The sequence below is a fragment of the Pseudomonas sp. GW823-FHT01D03 genome, assembly GCF_058798255.1.
On sequence record NZ_JBXAKK010000001.1, the window covers coordinates 2562388 to 2578674 of the forward strand.

15 protein-coding genes are annotated in these 16287 nt (G+C 59.7%); 8 read left to right on the forward strand and 7 right to left on the reverse strand.

Annotated elements, in window-relative coordinates:
• Positions 1-21 precede the first annotated feature (21 nt).
• The gene (locus AC1RBR_RS11300; protein ID WP_492564381.1) at positions 22-279 is read left to right on the forward strand and encodes a DUF1652 domain-containing protein; all 258 of its coding nucleotides are present in this window, start codon (positions 22-24) and stop codon (positions 277-279) included.
• A 1468-nt stretch (positions 280-1747) separates the two neighbouring features.
• Here AC1RBR_RS11300 and AC1RBR_RS11305 read toward each other — a convergent pair.
• The 4 genes from AC1RBR_RS11305 to AC1RBR_RS11320 all read right to left on the reverse strand — a co-directional run bounded on the left by AC1RBR_RS11305 (position 1748) and on the right by AC1RBR_RS11320 (position 5394).
• Positions 1748-2515, reverse strand: coding sequence for an SDR family oxidoreductase (locus AC1RBR_RS11305; protein ID WP_492564383.1), 768 nt, complete (start codon positions 2513-2515; stop codon positions 1748-1750).
• 22 nt (positions 2516-2537) lie between these two features.
• Positions 2538-3605, reverse strand: coding sequence for a phosphotransferase family protein (locus AC1RBR_RS11310; protein WP_115987425.1), 1068 nt, complete (start codon positions 3603-3605; stop codon positions 2538-2540).
• 156 nt (positions 3606-3761) lie between these two features.
• Positions 3762-4730, reverse strand: coding sequence for a 2-hydroxyacid dehydrogenase (locus AC1RBR_RS11315; protein WP_095139654.1), 969 nt, complete (start codon positions 4728-4730; stop codon positions 3762-3764).
• A gap of 139 nt (positions 4731-4869) precedes the next feature.
• Positions 4870-5394: a cysteine hydrolase family protein gene (locus AC1RBR_RS11320; RefSeq protein ID WP_492564384.1), complete on the reverse strand. Its 525-nt coding sequence runs from the start codon at positions 5392-5394 to the stop codon at positions 4870-4872.
• A 464-nt stretch (positions 5395-5858) separates the two neighbouring features.
• On the opposite strand from AC1RBR_RS11320, the gene AC1RBR_RS11325 reads away from it, so the two are divergent.
• The 3 genes from AC1RBR_RS11325 (at position 5859) to AC1RBR_RS11335 (ending at position 7808) form a co-directional block, all read left to right on the forward strand.
• Positions 5859-6053 (forward strand): hypothetical protein, encoded by a 195-nt coding sequence (locus AC1RBR_RS11325; RefSeq protein WP_492564386.1) that lies wholly within the window; start codon positions 5859-5861, stop codon positions 6051-6053.
• Positions 6054-6103: 50 nt separating this feature from the next.
• On the forward strand, positions 6104-6274 hold the full coding sequence (locus AC1RBR_RS11330; RefSeq protein ID WP_166497649.1) for a hypothetical protein: 171 nt from the start codon (positions 6104-6106) through the stop codon (positions 6272-6274).
• 253 nt (positions 6275-6527) lie between these two features.
• Positions 6528-7808 (forward strand): HAAAP family serine/threonine permease, encoded by a 1281-nt coding sequence (locus AC1RBR_RS11335; RefSeq protein ID WP_115987431.1) that lies wholly within the window; start codon positions 6528-6530, stop codon positions 7806-7808.
• A gap of 266 nt (positions 7809-8074) precedes the next feature.
• On the opposite strand, the gene acnB is transcribed toward AC1RBR_RS11335, so the two are convergent.
• On the reverse strand, positions 8075-10684 hold the full coding sequence (acnB, locus tag AC1RBR_RS11340; protein ID WP_492567227.1) for a bifunctional aconitate hydratase 2/2-methylisocitrate dehydratase: 2610 nt from the start codon (positions 10682-10684) through the stop codon (positions 8075-8077).
• Positions 10685-11151: 467 nt separating this feature from the next.
• Here acnB and AC1RBR_RS11345 point away from each other — a divergent pair, with 467 nt between their 5' ends.
• A complete protein-coding gene (locus AC1RBR_RS11345; protein ID WP_007965774.1) occupies positions 11152-11622 on the forward strand; it encodes a DUF1289 domain-containing protein in 471 nt (156 codons plus the stop codon).
• A gap of 101 nt (positions 11623-11723) precedes the next feature.
• Here AC1RBR_RS11345 and AC1RBR_RS11350 read toward each other — a convergent pair whose 3' ends face one another.
• Complete coding sequence (locus AC1RBR_RS11350) at positions 11724-12587, reverse strand: universal stress protein (protein WP_492564388.1); 864 nt, start codon at positions 12585-12587, stop codon at positions 11724-11726.
• A gap of 158 nt (positions 12588-12745) precedes the next feature.
• Between AC1RBR_RS11350 and AC1RBR_RS11355 the strand changes: the two genes are divergently transcribed.
• From AC1RBR_RS11355 to AC1RBR_RS11365, 3 genes are all read left to right on the forward strand, one after another.
• Positions 12746-13354 (forward strand): MiaE family protein, encoded by a 609-nt coding sequence (locus AC1RBR_RS11355; protein ID WP_492564390.1) that lies wholly within the window; start codon positions 12746-12748, stop codon positions 13352-13354.
• A gap of 228 nt (positions 13355-13582) precedes the next feature.
• Positions 13583-14290, forward strand: a complete 708-nt coding sequence (locus AC1RBR_RS11360; RefSeq protein ID WP_492564392.1) for a response regulator — start codon at positions 13583-13585, stop codon at positions 14288-14290.
• The gene (locus AC1RBR_RS11365; protein ID WP_492564394.1) at positions 14291-15577 is read left to right on the forward strand and encodes an ATP-binding protein; all 1287 of its coding nucleotides are present in this window, start codon (positions 14291-14293) and stop codon (positions 15575-15577) included.
• A gap of 118 nt (positions 15578-15695) precedes the next feature.
• Here the strand turns inward: AC1RBR_RS11365 and AC1RBR_RS11370 are convergent, their stop codons facing one another.
• Positions 15696-16184, reverse strand: a complete 489-nt coding sequence (locus AC1RBR_RS11370) for a GFA family protein (protein ID WP_456019324.1) — start codon at positions 16182-16184, stop codon at positions 15696-15698.
• Positions 16185-16287 lie beyond the last annotated feature (103 nt).

Here is a 16287-nt window from a genome sequence, read left to right on the forward strand (position 1 = left end):
GCAGCTAAAGGAACAGCCTCCATGATGAATCTTGCGCAGTTGCGCTCCCGCCTGGAGCAGAGTTTTTCGCCGTTGGCGTGTGAGTGTCTGGTGGATGGTGATCATTCATTGACGGTGAAGTTGTATCACCCGGAGACCGGGCAGGTGGATCTGGTGATCAGTGGGCTGAAGCTCAACTTGTTGCGTACGCCGGAGGCTGTGGCGGCGTTGATTGATGAGTTGCGGTATGAGTTGGAGAGCAACTCTTTGCGGGCTGCTCGGGATCCGGATATGGCTTAGGTTTTTTTTGGGGGTATATCCGTTGCTGCGGGGGTTGCTGATTAGGGTTCCGCCCTTACGGCGGGTCACTTTTGACAAACGCCTCAAAAGTAACCAAAAAGGCTTTACCCTGACGTTCGGCCCTCGCTTAGGCTCGGGTTCCTTCGCTGCGGGATTCATCCGGGGGCAGCGCCTACGGTTTGCTTCGCTGCACCTCCTCTCGCTGTGTTTGGCTGCGCCAAACGGTCGCTGCGCTCCCACCCCCGGATAAATCCCTCCACTCAGCCTGCCGACGGGCCCTCAGATCAAAAGCGGTACTCGAGCTAACGCTCATTGTGTTGAGTGGGGCGGCTTCGCCGCATGCGGGGCACGGTCTCTGAATTGTAGGAGCCAGCCTGCTGGCGATGGCGGCCTGACAGCCGACCCATTTCCAACTGAACACACCCATTCCAACTGTGGGAGCTGGCTTGCCAGCGATGGCGGCCTACGAGCCGACCGAATTCTAACTGAACACACCCATTCCAACTGTGGGAGCGGGCTTGCTCGCGAAGGCGGCCTGACAGCCGACCCATTTCCAACTGAACACACCCATTCCAACTGTGGGAGCTGGCTTGCCAGCGAAGGCGGCCTGACAGCCGACCGAATTCTAACTGAATGCACTCAGTCCAACTGTGGGAGCGGGCTTGCTCGCGAAGGCGGCCTGACAGCCGACCGAATTCTAACTGAATGCACTCAGTCCAACTGTGGGAGCGGGCTTGCTCGCGAAGGCGGCCTGCCAGTCGACCGAATTCTAACTGAATGCACTCAGTCCAAATGTGGGAGCGGGCTTGCTCGCGAAGGCGGCCTGACAGCCGACCCATTTCCAACTGAACACACCCTTCCCAACTGTGGGAGCTGGCCTGCCAGCGATTGCGGCCTTCCAGTGAACAGATTTCTTGCTGAAGTACTCCTCCAATAAGGTCTGATCCCCACAAAATCGACAGCCAATTCCCTTATCCCCCTCCATTTCACTGGCGCTTACAGGGTGGTCGGCTATAAAGAATGAGTGATCAGGTCTTCTGTCATTCGCTGCAGTTGTGCGCGACGGCGGAAGTGGCTTTTCCATTCATCGCGGGTCGTCCTATGAATAATCCTGGGAAACGCGTGTATCTGGCGTTGTCACTGGCTTTTTCTGTCGCGCTGTCCAGCGGCTGCGCCAGTCCTCCGCCACCGCCTCCTGCTGCACCTCCACCACCGCCAGTGCGTACCTGTCAGACGCTGGAAGACACTCAGGTGTCGGGCAATATGTACGTTGACGAGCAGGTCACCCGACATATCACCACCACCCGGTGTGTCACGCAGTAGTGCTGTGGGGGACATTGTCTGACAGCTAACCCGTGTGGGAGCGGACTTGCTCGCGAATGCGGTGTGTCATTCAAGGCAATGCCGCCTGACACTCCGCATTCGCGAGCAAGCCTGCTCCCACCGGGTTAATCATTTGTCAGAGAAATCAGGACAAGAACCCGCCATCCACATTCAGCGAAACCCCGGTGGTGTAGCTCGACGCGTCGCTGGCCAGGTACAACACTGCGCCGGCCATTTCACTCGGATCGGCCACGCGCTTGAGCGGAATCTGCGTCAGCGCCTGCTTGAGGATCGCGTCATTCTTCACCAGCGCCGAGGCGAATTTGGTGTCGGTCAGGCCCGGCAGCAGGGCGTTGCACCGGATGCCGAATTGCGCGCATTCCTTGGCGAAGACCTTGGTCATGTTGATCACGGCGGCCTTGGTCACCGAGTAGATGCCCTGGAAGATCCCCGGTGAAATACCGTTGATCGACGCGACGTTGATGATGCTGCCGCCGCCGTTCTCGCGCATCAGCTTGCCGGCTTCCACCGACATGAAGAAGTAGCCGCGAATGTTCACGTCGACGGTCTTCTGGAACGCGCCCAGATCGGTGTCCAGCACGTTGCAGAACTGCGGGTTGGTCGCAGCGTTGTTCACCAGAATATCGAGGCGACCGAACTGTTCCTTGATCCCGGCGAAGACCTGGCTGATCTGCTCCATATCACCAATGTGGCAAGCCACGGCGGTAGCTTTGCCGCCGGCAGCGATGATCGCGTCGGCCACGTGCTGGCAGCCTTCGAGTTTGCGGCTCGAGACGATCACGTGGGCGCCTTGCTGGGCCAGCAGTTTGGCGATGGCTTCGCCGATGCCACGGCTGGCGCCGGAGACGAATGCGATTTTGCCGTCGAGGTCGAACAACTGAGTCTTGGACATAGGGGTTCCTTGGTGTGGGCCGTCAGAGGCTCGATTTCGCAATGACCTGCAGGCTCATGTGCTCCAGCAGTTTGTTCATGTGAATGAACTGCGCGAAGCGTTTGTCCTGAGTCTGGCCGTGGTAGAAGCGGTAGTAGATCTGCTGCACGATGCCGGCCAGGCGGAACAGGCCGTAGGTGTAGTAGAAATCGAAATTGTCGATGCGGATACCCGAGCGTTCGGCGTAGTAATCGACGAACTCGCGGCGGGTCAGCATGCCCGGGGCGTGGCTCGGCTGGCGGCGCATCAGTTGCACGGGCGCTGGGTCATCTGCCTGAATCCAATACGCGAGGGTATTGCCCAGGTCCATCAGCGGATCGCCGAGGGTAGTCAGTTCCCAGTCGAGCACGCCGATGATCTGCATCGGGTTGTCCGGGTCGAGGATCACGTTGTCGAAGCGATAGTCGTTGTGGACGATGCTCGACGTCGGGTGATCGGCCGGCATCTTCTCGTTGAGCCAGGCTTTGACCTTTTCCCAGTGCGGTGCGTCCGGTGTCAGGGCTTTTTCGTAGCGCTCGCTCCAGCCTTTGATCTGACGGGCGACATAGCCTTCAGGCTTGCCCAGGTCGCCGAGGCCGCAGGCGTTGTAGTCGACTCGGTGCAGTTCGACGAAACGGTCGATGAAGCTTTTGCACAGCGCTTCGGTTTTCGCTGCATCGAGGCCCAGTTCCGGCGGCAGATCGGAGCGCAGGATGATGCCTTTGACCCGTTCCATCACGTAGAACTCGGCACCGATCACCGATTCGTCGGTGCAGTGCACGTAGGCTTTCGGGCAGTAGGGGAAACCGTCGCGCAGTTGATTGAGGATGCGGAATTCGCGGCCCATGTCGTGGGCGGATTTGGCTTTGTGGCCGAACGGCGGCCGGCGCAGCACGAATTCCTGCTGCGGGTATTCCAGAAGGTAAGTCAGGTTCGACGCACCGCCGGGAAACTGGCTGATCTGCGGCGTGCCGGTCAGCCCCGGAATGTGCTTCTTCAAGTATGGATCGATCAGGCTGGCATCGAGTTCTTCGCCAGAGCGGATCCGGGTGGACTGGTCAGTAAGCGCCATGCTTATCCCTTCTGCTTATTTTGGTAGCAAGACATCATTGGCTAATCTAATGGCGCACTCGGACGGCCACAAGCGCGCAGCGGTCTTATAGCTTAGCGTGTTGCAGGATAATCAGCGTTTCGAATAGGTAAGGCAGCAGGGCGCTGCCGGCTCTTTTCAGTGCACGCGCTGGTTGTTGAGCCTTGGGGGCAGGGCGATCGGCGTTAGCACCGGTTGCCCGGAGAAAAACGCCACGAGGTTTTTGCCGACCAGTTCCACCGTGCCTTGGGTGGCTTCGGGTGACAGGCCGGCAACGTGTGGCGTGAGAATCACGTTGTTCAGGACTTTCAGCGCATCCGGCACCTGCGGTTCGTGATCGAACACATCCAGCGCAGCCCCGGCAATTCGCCGTTGCTCAAGTGCGCTGATCAGCTCGGCGGTGGCGATCACACTGGCCCGGGCGATATTGACGATGAAACCTTTTGGTCCCAGAGCATCGAGCACCGGGCGAGTCACCAGATGCTGGGTGCCTATTCCGCCCGGTGTGGCGACGATCAAAAAGTCCGAGGCGCGTGCCAGTTCGGTCGGCGTGGAACAGAACGCATAGGGGACATCACTGCGCAGCTGACGGTTGTGATAACTGATGTCCATATCGAAACCGAGGTGGGCACGCTTGGCAATCGCCATGCCCACCGCGCCCAGGCCAAGAATCCCCAGGCGTTTATTGGCCAGCGACGGGCGCATGATCTTCGGCCATTCACCCCGGCGCACCGCGGCGTCGCAGCGTGGAATATCGCGCACCAGTGCCAGCAGCATCGCCATCGCATGATCGGCCACCGACGAGGCGTTGACCCCGGCGCCGTTGGTCACGGTGATCCCGCGGTCGCTGGCAGCCTGCAGGTCGACGTGTTCGTAACCGGCGCCGATCACGGTGATGATTTTCAACGCTGGCAGGGCGTCGATTTCCTCAGCGCTCAGGCCCAGCGGACCTCGGGTCAGCACCGCGTCGATCCGTGCGCCGTGGGTGGCGATGGCTTGCGTGCGTTCGGCAGGGGTTGGTGCGAGGATCAGATGAAAGCCCTGATGCTCGAGAATCGGCAAATAGTCATTGATGGTTTCAACCAGTACCAGAACGGTGGCGGGCATTGCGCGGCTCCTGTGATCAGTGGCGGTGTGGTCGCGAAAGTCGTGTCAGAGTGCTGATTCCAGAGCGGTTTGGCAATGATGGCCGCAGCCCCGCTTCAGCCAGTGTAGGAGCTGAAACGGGGAGCGCGCGGGCGCTTCGTCAGAAGCTCACGTCGGCACTGTTGATCAGCCGTGCGAATGCCCCGCCGAGGGTGGCGTTGTGGTGCTCGATGATGGCTTGGGCGGGCAGTGCCGGTGTGTCCATGCAAGTGTGCGCGTCGGCCACCAGCAGCGGTTTGAACCCAAGATCGGCAGCGGCGCGGCAGGTGGTGTCGATGCAGAACTGCGTCTTCATGCCGACCAGGTACAGATCTTCGACGTTTCGACTTTTAAGCTGCTGCGCCAGATCGGTGTCATGGAAGGCGTTGGGCCGGGACTTGTCAAACACATGGTCGGACTCGGCATCCAGTTCGAGTTCTGGCAGCAATTGCCAGAAGGGGCTGCCGGCAGCAATCGGCGAGCCTGCCGGGCCGGTGTGGCGTACGGCGTAGATCGGCACGTGCTGCCGGCGTGCCTGACGGATCAGTTGCCGGATGTTGGCGAGCACACGTTCGCCGTCGTGGGGTTTTTCCGGTCCATGAAACAGACCGACCTGCATATCGATGATCAACAGTGCTGCGGACATGGTGTTTCTCCTTGAGGGCTGCAAGTGCCGCACGGACGGGAGAAACAACAAGGCCCCGTCCATTGCTGGCGGGGCCTTGGGTTCACTGCGCTGGATTCACCTCAGGCAGCAACACCACGACCCGCCGATGGCGGTCGTGGTGGTACGGGTGAGGTGCAGCGGGCGAGGGTTCATGCCGCCGATCATGCTGGCGGCGGCGAAGGGCTGTCAACTGGCGTATTGAGCGAGGGGTATGGGCGAAGACTCCGTGGGGCAGGGGACTCGTCTCACGCCAGATTATGTCGGGAAAATTGAAAGTAGGGAGTGATGATCTCGCCGTTGATTTTGTAAGAGGCTGCCTACTATTTGCGGGGAATTTGCCTACGAAATTGGCAGATGCTTCTGCTAGCGGAATGGTGATGAACGCGAAATCATGTGGGCACAAAGCAGCCCGGCCAGGGACTGCCAGCAGCCAAGGAAGGCGAATGCTCAAGAACAATCTTGAAAATCTGGAACTCGACAGGCTGGAGAATGAGTCAAGAAAGCTTGTTGCCGAAAGGAAAAAGCTATTGGCGGAGGAAAAAAAGTTTAATAGAGAGACAAATTTGTATCCACTTGCAGTAATAGCTGGGGTGGTGACAGCAATCACCGCAGTAGCAGGCGTTTTCTTCAAGTTTTGATTGTTCGCGTTCCGCAACTGTCAGATCCATGCCAAAAAAGGAAAATCCACATGAGTACCTATGACCGCAAAGCCAGAATGGAAGAACTGGAACGTGAGCACGAAGAGTGGGAGGAAAGAATGCGTATTAAAAACAAGGGCGATATGTACCCAATCTGGGGAATGCTAGCGTTCGGCCTGTTTTGCATGTCACTCGGATTCATGTTGGCTCGATCGATCTGATCAAGCCTTGTCGTTCGCATTGGCGCTGAAACTTGCCTGAAAACGACATCTGACGTACCTGGAGCCGACAGCCATTTTCCCGAAAACGACAACCCGCTGATCTGCTCCGCACAACCATTCCTCAGCTAAGTCTTTGCTTCTGCTCATTTATCGCGGAGAATCGCGCCCCTGTTTCGGCCGGAGCATGTCTGTCGGTTTTTTCCGACGCGTCCTGACCGAGTGGCAAGTGACCGGAATGCGGAGATCCGACCGGATGAATGATCAGGCCAATAGCGTCGACGCACGCTATGAAGCGGCAGCACCAGCTGAACTGTCGAGCTGGAATCGCCATGACACCACGTGGATGTTGGGACTGTTCGGGACGGCCATTGGCGCCGGCACCCTGTTTTTGCCGATCAACGCCGGTCTGGGTGGCTTCTGGCCGCTGGTGATCCTCGCGTTGCTGGCCTTCCCGATGACATTCTTCGCTCACCGAGGCCTGACCCGCTTCGTGCTCTCCGGTCGCGAAGGCGCCGACATCACTGACGTGGTGGAGCAGCATTTCGGCATCAAGGCCGGTGCGCTGATCACCCTGCTGTACTTCTTCGCCATCTTCCCGATCCTGCTGATCTACAGCGTCGGCCTGACCAACACGGTTGCCAGCTTCCTCGAACACCAACTGCACATCACGCCGCCACCGCGCGCGCTGCTGTCGTTCGTGCTGATCCTCGGCCTGCTGGCCGTGGTGCGTTGCGGCGAAACGGCGATCGTCAAGGCGATGAGCCTGATGGTTTATCCGTTCATCGTCGCGCTGCTGTTCCTTGCGGTGTACCTGATTCCGCACTGGAACGGCGGCATTCTCACCACCGCCTCGCAAGTGCCGGCGCCATCGGCGCTGTTGCATACGTTGTGGCTGGCGATTCCGGTAATGGTGTTCTCGTTCAACCACTCGCCGATCATCTCGGCGTTCGCGGTGGATCAGAAGCGTCGTTACGGTGCCAATGCGGAGCAGCGCAGCTCGCAGATCCTCTGCCGCGCCCACCTGCTGATGGTGGTGATGGTGCTGTTCTTCGTCTTCAGTTGCGTGCTGACCCTGTCGCCAGAGCAACTGGCGGAAGCCAAGGCGCAGAACCTGTCGATCCTGTCGTACCTGGCCAACCACTTCAGCAACCCGGCCATCGCCTTTGCGGCGCCGTTGATTGCCTTCGTGGCGATTTCCAAGTCGTTCCTCGGCCACTACATCGGTGCCAGCGAAGGCCTCAAGGGCCTGATCGTCAAGAGCGGCAAGCGTCCGGGCGCCAAGGCGCTGGATCGCATTGTCGCGGCGTTCATGCTGGTGGTGTGCTGGATCGTTGCGACCCTGAACCCGAGCATTCTCGGGATGATTGAGGCCGTCGGCGGTCCGGTGATCGCGGCGATCCTGTTCCTGATGCCGATGTACGCGATTCGTAAAGTACCGGCGATGGCGCGCTATCGCGGCCAGGCGTCGAACGTGTTCGTAACCGTGGTCGGTCTGGTGGCCATTTCGGCGGTGATTTATTCGCTGACGGCGTAAGCCAAAGCGCCAAAGACTCGGTGACAGTGGCCGCTGTGCGTAATGCGCACAGCGGCTTTTTTTCGTCTGGAGACAGTTGGATTGTCGAGCGCGCCCAACTGTTCTTCCAGCGAGGGCATAGGACGGGCAAACGGCTGATTCTGGCGCGGCTCAAGCATGATGCACTGGCGGTGCAGCAGGCCCTCAAGCCCGCGCCTACAGGTCTCCAGGCATAAAAAAACGCCGCGCATCTCACGATGGGCGGCGTTTTCTAGTGCTTTGTAACCTTAGGCTTGAACGACCGGAATCTTGGCGTTCGCAGCCGCTTCACGGAACTCGGCGATCTGGTCGAAGGACAGGTAGCGGTAAACATCGGCCGCCATGCTGTCGATCTTGCCAGCGTATTCCATGTACTCCTCGACGGTCGGCAGGCGACCTAGGATCGAAGCCACGGACGCCAGCTCGGCCGAGGCCAGGTAGACGTTCGCGCCGTCGCCCAGACGGTTCGGGAAGTTACGGGTCGACGTCGAGACCACGGTGCTGTTTGGCTCAACGCGTGCCTGGTTACCCATGCACAGCGAGCAGCCTGGCATTTCCATGCGTGCGCCGGCCTTGCCGTAGATGCCGTAGTAGCCTTCTTCGGTCAGTTGGTGAGCGTCCATCTTGGTCGGCGGCGACAGCCACAGACGGGTTGGCAGCTGACCCTTGACCTGATCCAGCAGCTTGCCGGCAGCGCGGAAGTGACCGATGTTGGTCATGCACGAACCGATGAACACTTCGTCGATCTTCTCGCCAGCAACGCTGGACAGCAGACGGGCGTCGTCCGGATCGTTCGGCGCGCACAGTACAGGCTCGCTGATGTCGGCCAGATCGATTTCGATGACTTCGGCGTATTCGGCGTCGGCATCGGCTTCCATCAGCTCAGGGTTGGCGATCCAGGCTTCCATCGCTTGAGCACGACGTTCCAGGGTACGCGCATCGCCGTAGCCTTCGCCGATCATCCAGCGCAGCAGGGTGATGTTGGACTGCAGGTACTCGGTGATCGACTCTTTCGACAGCTTGATGGTGCAACCGGCAGCCGAACGTTCGGCCGAGGCGTCGGACAGCTCGAACGCCTGCTCCAGGGTCAGACCTTCCAGGCCTTCGATCTCCAGGATGCGGCCGGAGAAGGCGTTTTTCTTGCCTTTCTTCTCGACGGTCAGCAGACCGTTCTGGATGGCGAAGTAAGGAATGGCATGAACCAGGTCACGCAGGGTGATGCCAGGTTTCATTTTGCCTTTGAAGCGCACCAGGATCGATTCCGGCATGTCCAGCGGCATGACGCCGGTGGCAGCGGCGAATGCGACCAGACCGGAACCGGCCGGGAACGAGATGCCCATCGGGAAACGGGTGTGCGAGTCACCACCGGTACCCACGGTGTCCGGCAACAGCATGCGGTTCAGCCACGAGTGGATGATGCCGTCGCCCGGACGCAGGGAAACGCCGCCGCGGGTCATGATGAAGTCAGGCAGGGTGTGGTGGGTGGTCACGTCGATCGGCTTCGGATACGCCGCGGTGTGGCAGAAGGACTGCATCACCAGGTCAGCGGAGAAGCCCAGGCACGCCAGGTCTTTCAGTTCGTCACGGGTCATCGGACCGGTGGTGTCCTGAGAACCTACGGTGGTCATCTTCGGTTCGCAGTAGGTGCCAGGACGAACGCCTTGGCCTTCTGCCAGACCGCACGCCTTGCCGACCATTTTCTGCGCCAGGGTGAAGCCCTTGGTGCTTTCAGCCGGTGCTTCCGGCTTCTTGAACAGGTCGAACGCAGGCAGACCCAGTTCGGCGCGCGCCTTCTCGGTCAGGCCACGGCCGATGATCAGCGGAATACGACCGCCGGCACGGACTTCGTCCAGCAGCACAGGGGTCTTCATTTCGAAGGTGGTGATGACTTCGTCGGTACCGTGCTTGCAGACTTTGCCAGCGTGCGGGTACAGGTCGATCACGTCGCCCATGTTCATGTTCGATACGTCGAACTCGATTGGCAGGGCGCCGGCATCTTCCATGGTGTTGTAGAAGATCGGAGCGATTTTGCTGCCGAAGCAGAAACCGCCAGCGCGCTTGTTCGGCACGTAAGGGATGTCGTCGCCGAAGAACCACAGCACCGAGTTGGTTGCCGATTTACGCGAGGAACCGGTACCGACCACGTCACCGACGTAGGCGATCGGGAAGCCTTGACCGCGCATTTCTTCGATCTGCTTCATCGGGCCGGTCTTGCCTTGCTCGTCCGGAACGATGCCGTCACGGGCCATCTTCAGCATGGCCAGGGCGTGCAGCGGGATATCAGGACGCGACCAGGCGTCTGGCGCAGGGGACAGGTCGTCGGTGTTGGTTTCGCCGGTGACCTTGAATACGCGCAGGCTGATCTTGTCGGCCAGGACAGGACGCTTCTTGAACCACTCGCCGTCAGCCCAGGATTGCAGCACGGCTTTGGCGTGAACGTTGCCGTTCTTGGCTTTTTCAGCCACGTCGTGGAAAGCATCGAACATCAGCAGGGTGTGCTTGAGTTCTTCGGCAGCCACTGGCGCCAGTTCGGCGTTGTCCAGCAGTTCAACCAGGGTCACGATGTTGTAGCCGCCCTGCATGGTGCCGAGCAGTTCTACAGCGCGTTTCTTGTCCAGCAGAGGGGAGGAGACTTCGCCTTTGGCCAGGGCCGACAGGAAACCGGCTTTGACGTAAGCGGCTTCGTCCACTCCTGGTGGTACGCGATTGGTGATCAGGTCAACGAGGAAAGCTTCTTCGCCAGCCGGAGGATTCTTCAGCAGCTCGACCAGGCCTGCAGTTTGTTCGGCGTTAAGCGGCTGGGGAACGATACCCAGGGCTGCACGCTCTTCGATATGTTTGCGGTAGGCTTCAAGCACAGTTATTACCCTCATCAGTGGTCCCAAATGGGTGTCCGGGACGCTCATCCCGAAATTGCCGTACTCATGCACCGCACGACGTTGTGAGTCGTTTGGCCAGAATTACCGGCAATTCCTTACAGAAGCTGCTTTCAAAGTTTTACGCCTGCAGAACGGGGAGCTGATGAGGGTTGGCGTTGGGCTTTTCCCCGCTGGAAAAACCCTTCGCCAACACCGCTCTGAAGGAACGACTGTGCTCGTGACGCTTTGAAAACAGCTTCTAACGGACATTGGCGCCTTAAAAGGCTGGCTGATTCTACGGCAAAAAAAATTTAAAGGTAAGTCGCGCTCTATTGGACTTTGGTGGCGTTGTGCACGGGCAGGGTAAACCGCGAGCCAGCGCTTGCCCCTGACGTTTGAGGGGTGATCAATGCCCGACAAAGGGCTAACATGCCGGCCTGTTCCGCGTTTCAGTGTTTTGCCAATTTATGCCCAATCAGACCATCAAGACCCCCTGCGTCGGCCTCTGCTCCACTGTTTACGGAGATCTGGTGTGCCGTGGCTGCAAGCGTTTCCACCATGAAGTGATCCACTGGAATGGTTACGGCGAGGAGGAAAAGCGTGCAGTGTGGTTGCGTCTGGAGCAATTGCTGTCACAAGTGATGGCGAGCAAAGTCGAGATCTTCGATCCGGCGCGCCTGCGCCAACAGCTGGAACAGCGCAAGATTCGCTTCGTGCCGCATCAGTCGGAATATTGCTGGGCCTATCAGCTGATTGCGCGCGGGGCGCGGGTGATCATTAATCTGGAAGCCTACGGAATGGTGTTGCTGCCGGAGTTCCGCGACTGGAACCTGCCGGAGTTGCGCGATGCCATTGATCGGGAATTCTTCCTGCTGTCGGAAGCGCATTATCAGCGCTATATCGCCCCGGGCTTCCTCAAGGACGCCTTTGGCGCCTGAAGATCAAAAGCTTCGCGAGCAAGCCCGCTCCCACAGGAGATTGCATTCCAAATGTGGGAGCGAGCCAGCTCGCGAAGGCGCCGGTTCAGGCACCGTAATCCTCAGTGCTTCACCGCCAACTCCACCAGATGATCTTCAATCTCCTCCGGCTTGAGCACCAGCACGTCGCTTTCCAGGGCATCCAGCACCACTTCGGCGGTATTGCCGATCAGTGCGCCTGACAACCCGGTGCGCGCCACAGTGCCGATCACCGTCACCGCCGCCTGCAGCTTGTGCGCCATGAATGGGATCAGCACGTCGGCCGGGCCTTCCTCGATGTGCAGATGCGCGTCATCGACATCGAATTCCGCCTGAAACGCCCGGCATTGCTCCCGATAACGTGCTTCGATGGTTTCGCTGAGCTGTAAGGTCGGATCGGCTGCCGAGAGCATCGGCGACGGATGCGCGCTGATCACATGCAGATGCGCCTTGGCCAGGCTGGCGATGTCGTACCCGTGATCGATGATTGTGGTGTGCAGATGCCGGTGTTCACCATCGGCATTGCCCACGTCGACAGCCGCGAGAATCACCCGGTCTTTCCACGGCGTGGCGGTTTTCACCAGCAACACCGGAGTCGGGCAGTGCCGCAGCAGTTTCCAGTCCGCCGGGGTCAGCAAAGCCTTTTTCAGCGCACTGTCGGGATAGTGCTGTTTGATCACCAGCCCGCAGCCTTCGGCCTGCTGCACATCGATGATGGTTTCGTGCAGGCTCTCGTTCCACGCCTGCTCGGTGGTCACGCTGTAGCCGTCGGCGATCAGCGCGGCTTTGAGCACGCCAAGCATGCCGGCGTGGTCGTGCTTCTTGTCGCACACCAGCAGGTGCAGATGGGCCTGGGTCACGCCGGCGATCAACTTGGCGCGCTTGAGCGCCAGGCTTTCCGAATGTTCGGGTTCGATGACCACCAGAATGCTGCGAATGGCTTGCATGAGCGGAGTCTCCAGCAAAGAAAAGGCACGGCGTTGCACAACTATAGTTGCTGCTCATCGGGACGCGACTTGATGCATATCAACGCCTGCGACTGGTGGTCTGCGGGCAGGCCGGTATAATCGGCGCCCTTCGCGCCAATACCTTTACCGTGAGCCCCATGATCCTTCCCGAAATCCACGAATTCCTTGGCTGCCGCACGCCCGACGCCTGGGTCCAGGCGGCACTGGCCGATCAGGAAACCCTGCTGATCGACCACAAGAACTGCGAGTTCAAGGCCGCCAGCACCGCGCTGAGCCTGATTGCCAAGTACCATTCCCACGTCGACCTGATCAACATGATGTCGCGCCTGGCCCGGGAAGAGCTGGTGCACCACGAACAAGTCATGCGCATCATGAAACGCCGCAAGATCGAGCTGCGCCAGCTGCATGCCGGGCGCTACGCCTCGGGTCTGCGCAAAGTGGTGCGCAGCCATGAGCCGGTGAAGCTGGTGGATACGCTGGTCGTAGGCGCATTTATCGAGGCGCGCAGTTGCGAGCGTTTCGAAGCGCTGGTGCCGCATCTGGACGAAGAACTCGGCAAGTTCTATTTCGGCCTGCTGAAAAGCGAGGCGCGGCACTTCCAGGGGTATCTGAAACTGGCTTACCAGTACGGCGACGCGAAGGACATCACTCAGGTGATCGACAAGGTGCGTGCTGCCGAGCAGGTGCTGATCGAGTCGCCGGATGAAGAGTTCCGCTTCCACAGTGGTGTGCCGGTCGCGGCCTGAAGATCAAAAGATCGCAGCCTTCGGCAGCTCCTACATTGGGAATGCGTTTCCCTGTAGGAGCTGCCGCAGGCTGCGATCTTTACTCTTGATTGTTAAAAACTCTTAAGAGTATGAAATATCACCGAAAACCGGCCCCTGTAGCCGGTTTTTGCTGCCCGAAACAACGCCTCGCCAGCGATTGCCGCCATACTGTCGCCCACTTCACATATGGGTTGGCAGACGGTCGTTATGGATAACCTGGGTTTTGGCAAAGTCCTGCTGGTCGAAGACGATGAGCGTCTGGCCACGTTGATTGCGCACTTTCTCGAACAGCATGGCTACGAGGTGCGCGCGGTGCATCGCGGTGATCTGGCAGTGGCCGCGTTTCTCGAGTTCCAGCCCAAAGTGGTGGTGCTCGATCTGATGTTGCCGGGGCAGAGCGGGCTGCACGTGTGTCGGGAAATTCGCAGCGTGTCGGACACGCCGATTGTCATCCTCACCGCCAAGGAAGACGACCTCGACCATATTCTCGGCCTGGAATCCGGCGCCGACGACTACGTGATCAAACCGATCAAACCGCCGGTATTGCTCGCTCGGCTACGCGCCTTGCAGCGGCGGCAAATGCCGGAAGCCGGCGTGGTCAGTGCGCTGGAGTTCGGGCGCTTGAGCATTGATCGCAGCTGTCGCGAAGTGCGTCTGGCCGGCGAGATCATCGAAATGACCACCATGGAATTCGAGCTGCTGTGGTTGCTGGCCAGCGCCGCGGGCAAGACCCTGTCGCGCGATGACATTCTCAACCGCATGCGCAGTATCGCCTTCGACGGGCTCAATCGCAGCGTCGACGTGTACATCAGCAAGTTGCGCAACAAACTCAAGGACAATCCCCGCGAACCGGTGTGTATCAAGACCGTGTGGGGCAAGGGGTATCTGTTCAATCCGTTCGCGTGGGAGCTGTAGATGCTGCGGTTATTCCTCGGGCTGTTTCTGGTGATGACGGTGGGCCTGGTCCTGGCCCTGCAAACCGTCGAACACACCTTCAACGCGTTGCTCGACAACCAGATGCAGGCCTACAACCGTGAGGCGGTGCGCGGGCAAGCGTGGTCACTGGTCGAGCACATGCGCGATCAACAAGGCGCGGCGCGCGAGCAGCAACTGGAGACGTTGCGCCCGCACTACGGTTTGTCGCTGAAACTGGTCGAGGCCGACCAACTGGGGCTCAGTCCTGAGGAAAAATCCGAATTGGCGCAGAACCTGTTGGTGATCCGCGACAACTACACCCAGTTCATCAGCAACATCGACGGTGGCTCGCAACTGCTCAGCATCAAGTTGCCGCCGGAGCCGAGCCTGATGCCGTTCTACATCGCAGTGGCTTACGCGATGCTCGCGGTGCTGATCGGCATTGTGCTGTTCTTCTGGGTGCGCCCGCACTGGCGCGATCTGGAAAAACTGCGCCTGGCCGCCGAGCGTTTTGGTGACAACGATTTGTCGGTGCGCATTCAACTGTCAAAACGCTCGAACATCCGCGATCTGGCGGAACACTTCAACCTGATGGCGGCGCGCATCGAGAGCCTGATCGCCAATCAGCGCGAACTGACCAATGCCGTGTCCCACGAGTTGCGCACGCCGATTGCGCGGCTGTCGTTCGAGCTCGATCAGCTCAAGCAACAGCCGGACGCCAGTCAGAACCGCGAACTGATCGCCGATATGTACGCCGACCTTGGCGAGTTGGAAGAAATGGTCTCCGAACTGCTGACCTACGCCAGCCTCGAACGCGGTGCGACGGTGATCAAGCGTGAAAACATTCAGGCCGCCAACTGGCTCGACAGCGTGGTCGGCAGCGTGGCGCTGGAGGCGGAAGCGGCGGGGGTGCAGTTGCTGATTGGTGACTGTCGGCTCGACACCGTGCGCATCGAGCCACGGTTCATGGCGCGCGCAGTGATCAATCTGCTGCGCAACGCCATTCGTTATGCCGAGCAGCGGGTCGAGGTGACGCTGGTGCGCAGCGGCGATTATTACGAAGTGCGGGTCAACGACGACGGCCCGGGTGTGCCGGTGGAAGGCCGGGAGAAAATTTTCGAACCGTTCTCGCGGCTGGATGCCAGTCGCGACCGTCGCACCGGTGGCTTCGGCCTGGGGCTGGCGTTGGTGCGGCGGGTGTCGCAGTCCCATGGCGGACAGGTCGAGGTCGGGGAGTCGATTTGGGGGGGGGCGTCGTTTCGCATGACCTGGGCGCATCTGGACTGATTTGTGTAGACAGGTTGGGCCCTATCGCGAGCAGGCTCACTCCTACATTTGGAATGCATTTCCTTGTAGGAGTGAGCCTGCTCGCGACAGGGCCATCAATCACAACACAACCCCCTGCTCATTTGACCAACCCCAACCGCTCATGCCACTGCGCAATCGATTCCTCGGGATACACCGCAAACTGCTTGTCCTTGGGCTTGGCATTCACCTCAACCCACGGCGCCTTCGACCCCAGCATCAAATGCGTATGCTCCGGCGGCACCGGCAGCGGCGTATCAATGGCCGAGGCGAACGGATGAATCAGCTCCGGCCACTCCGGGCTGAACAACCACAAGCCGCTGCCGCACTGTGAGCAGAAATGCCGCTCGGCGGTGCTGCGATGGGCACGTTTGTCACCTTCTTCCTTCATCCTGGCGTGGTAGATGCTGATGTGTTTACGCCCCTGAACCTTGAGGCTGGCCGCATCGCCACCGAGGTTGATCGCGTAACCGCCACCGCCTTGGGTCTTGCGGCAGATCGAGCAATAGCAGCGTTGATAAGGGTAGGGATGGGCGCTGGTCAGGCTGAAAGTGACGGCGCCGCAGTGGCAGGAGCCTTCGAGGTGCATGAGGGGCCTCCGGTTGGCTGAAGTGGTGCGGTTGAGCCTAGAAGATTTGTGGTGGTCATGTTGACGCCTTCGCGAGCAAGTCCGCTCCCACAGGGGGACGCAT

Coding starts and splice junctions, on each gene's coding strand:
- AC1RBR_RS11300 (WP_492564381.1), top strand. CDS start 22: ATGATGAATCTTGCGCAGTTGCGCTCCCGCCTGGAGCAGAGTTTTTCG.
- AC1RBR_RS11305 (WP_492564383.1), bottom strand. CDS start 2,515: ATGTCCAAGACTCAGTTGTTCGACCTCGACGGCAAAATCGCATTCGTC.
- AC1RBR_RS11310 (WP_115987425.1), bottom strand. CDS start 3,605: ATGGCGCTTACTGACCAGTCCACCCGGATCCGCTCTGGCGAAGAACTC.
- AC1RBR_RS11315 (WP_095139654.1), bottom strand. CDS start 4,730: ATGCCCGCCACCGTTCTGGTACTGGTTGAAACCATCAATGACTATTTG.
- AC1RBR_RS11320 (WP_492564384.1), bottom strand. CDS start 5,394: ATGTCCGCAGCACTGTTGATCATCGATATGCAGGTCGGTCTGTTTCAT.
- AC1RBR_RS11325 (WP_492564386.1), top strand. CDS start 5,859: ATGCTCAAGAACAATCTTGAAAATCTGGAACTCGACAGGCTGGAGAAT.
- AC1RBR_RS11330 (WP_166497649.1), top strand. CDS start 6,104: ATGAGTACCTATGACCGCAAAGCCAGAATGGAAGAACTGGAACGTGAG.
- AC1RBR_RS11335 (WP_115987431.1), top strand. CDS start 6,528: ATGAATGATCAGGCCAATAGCGTCGACGCACGCTATGAAGCGGCAGCA.
- AC1RBR_RS11345 (WP_007965774.1), top strand. CDS start 11,152: ATGCCCAATCAGACCATCAAGACCCCCTGCGTCGGCCTCTGCTCCACT.
- AC1RBR_RS11350 (WP_492564388.1), bottom strand. CDS start 12,587: ATGCAAGCCATTCGCAGCATTCTGGTGGTCATCGAACCCGAACATTCG.
- AC1RBR_RS11355 (WP_492564390.1), top strand. CDS start 12,746: ATGATCCTTCCCGAAATCCACGAATTCCTTGGCTGCCGCACGCCCGAC.
- AC1RBR_RS11360 (WP_492564392.1), top strand. CDS start 13,583: ATGGATAACCTGGGTTTTGGCAAAGTCCTGCTGGTCGAAGACGATGAG.
- AC1RBR_RS11365 (WP_492564394.1), top strand. CDS start 14,291: ATGCTGCGGTTATTCCTCGGGCTGTTTCTGGTGATGACGGTGGGCCTG.
- AC1RBR_RS11370 (WP_456019324.1), bottom strand. CDS start 16,184: ATGCACCTCGAAGGCTCCTGCCACTGCGGCGCCGTCACTTTCAGCCTG.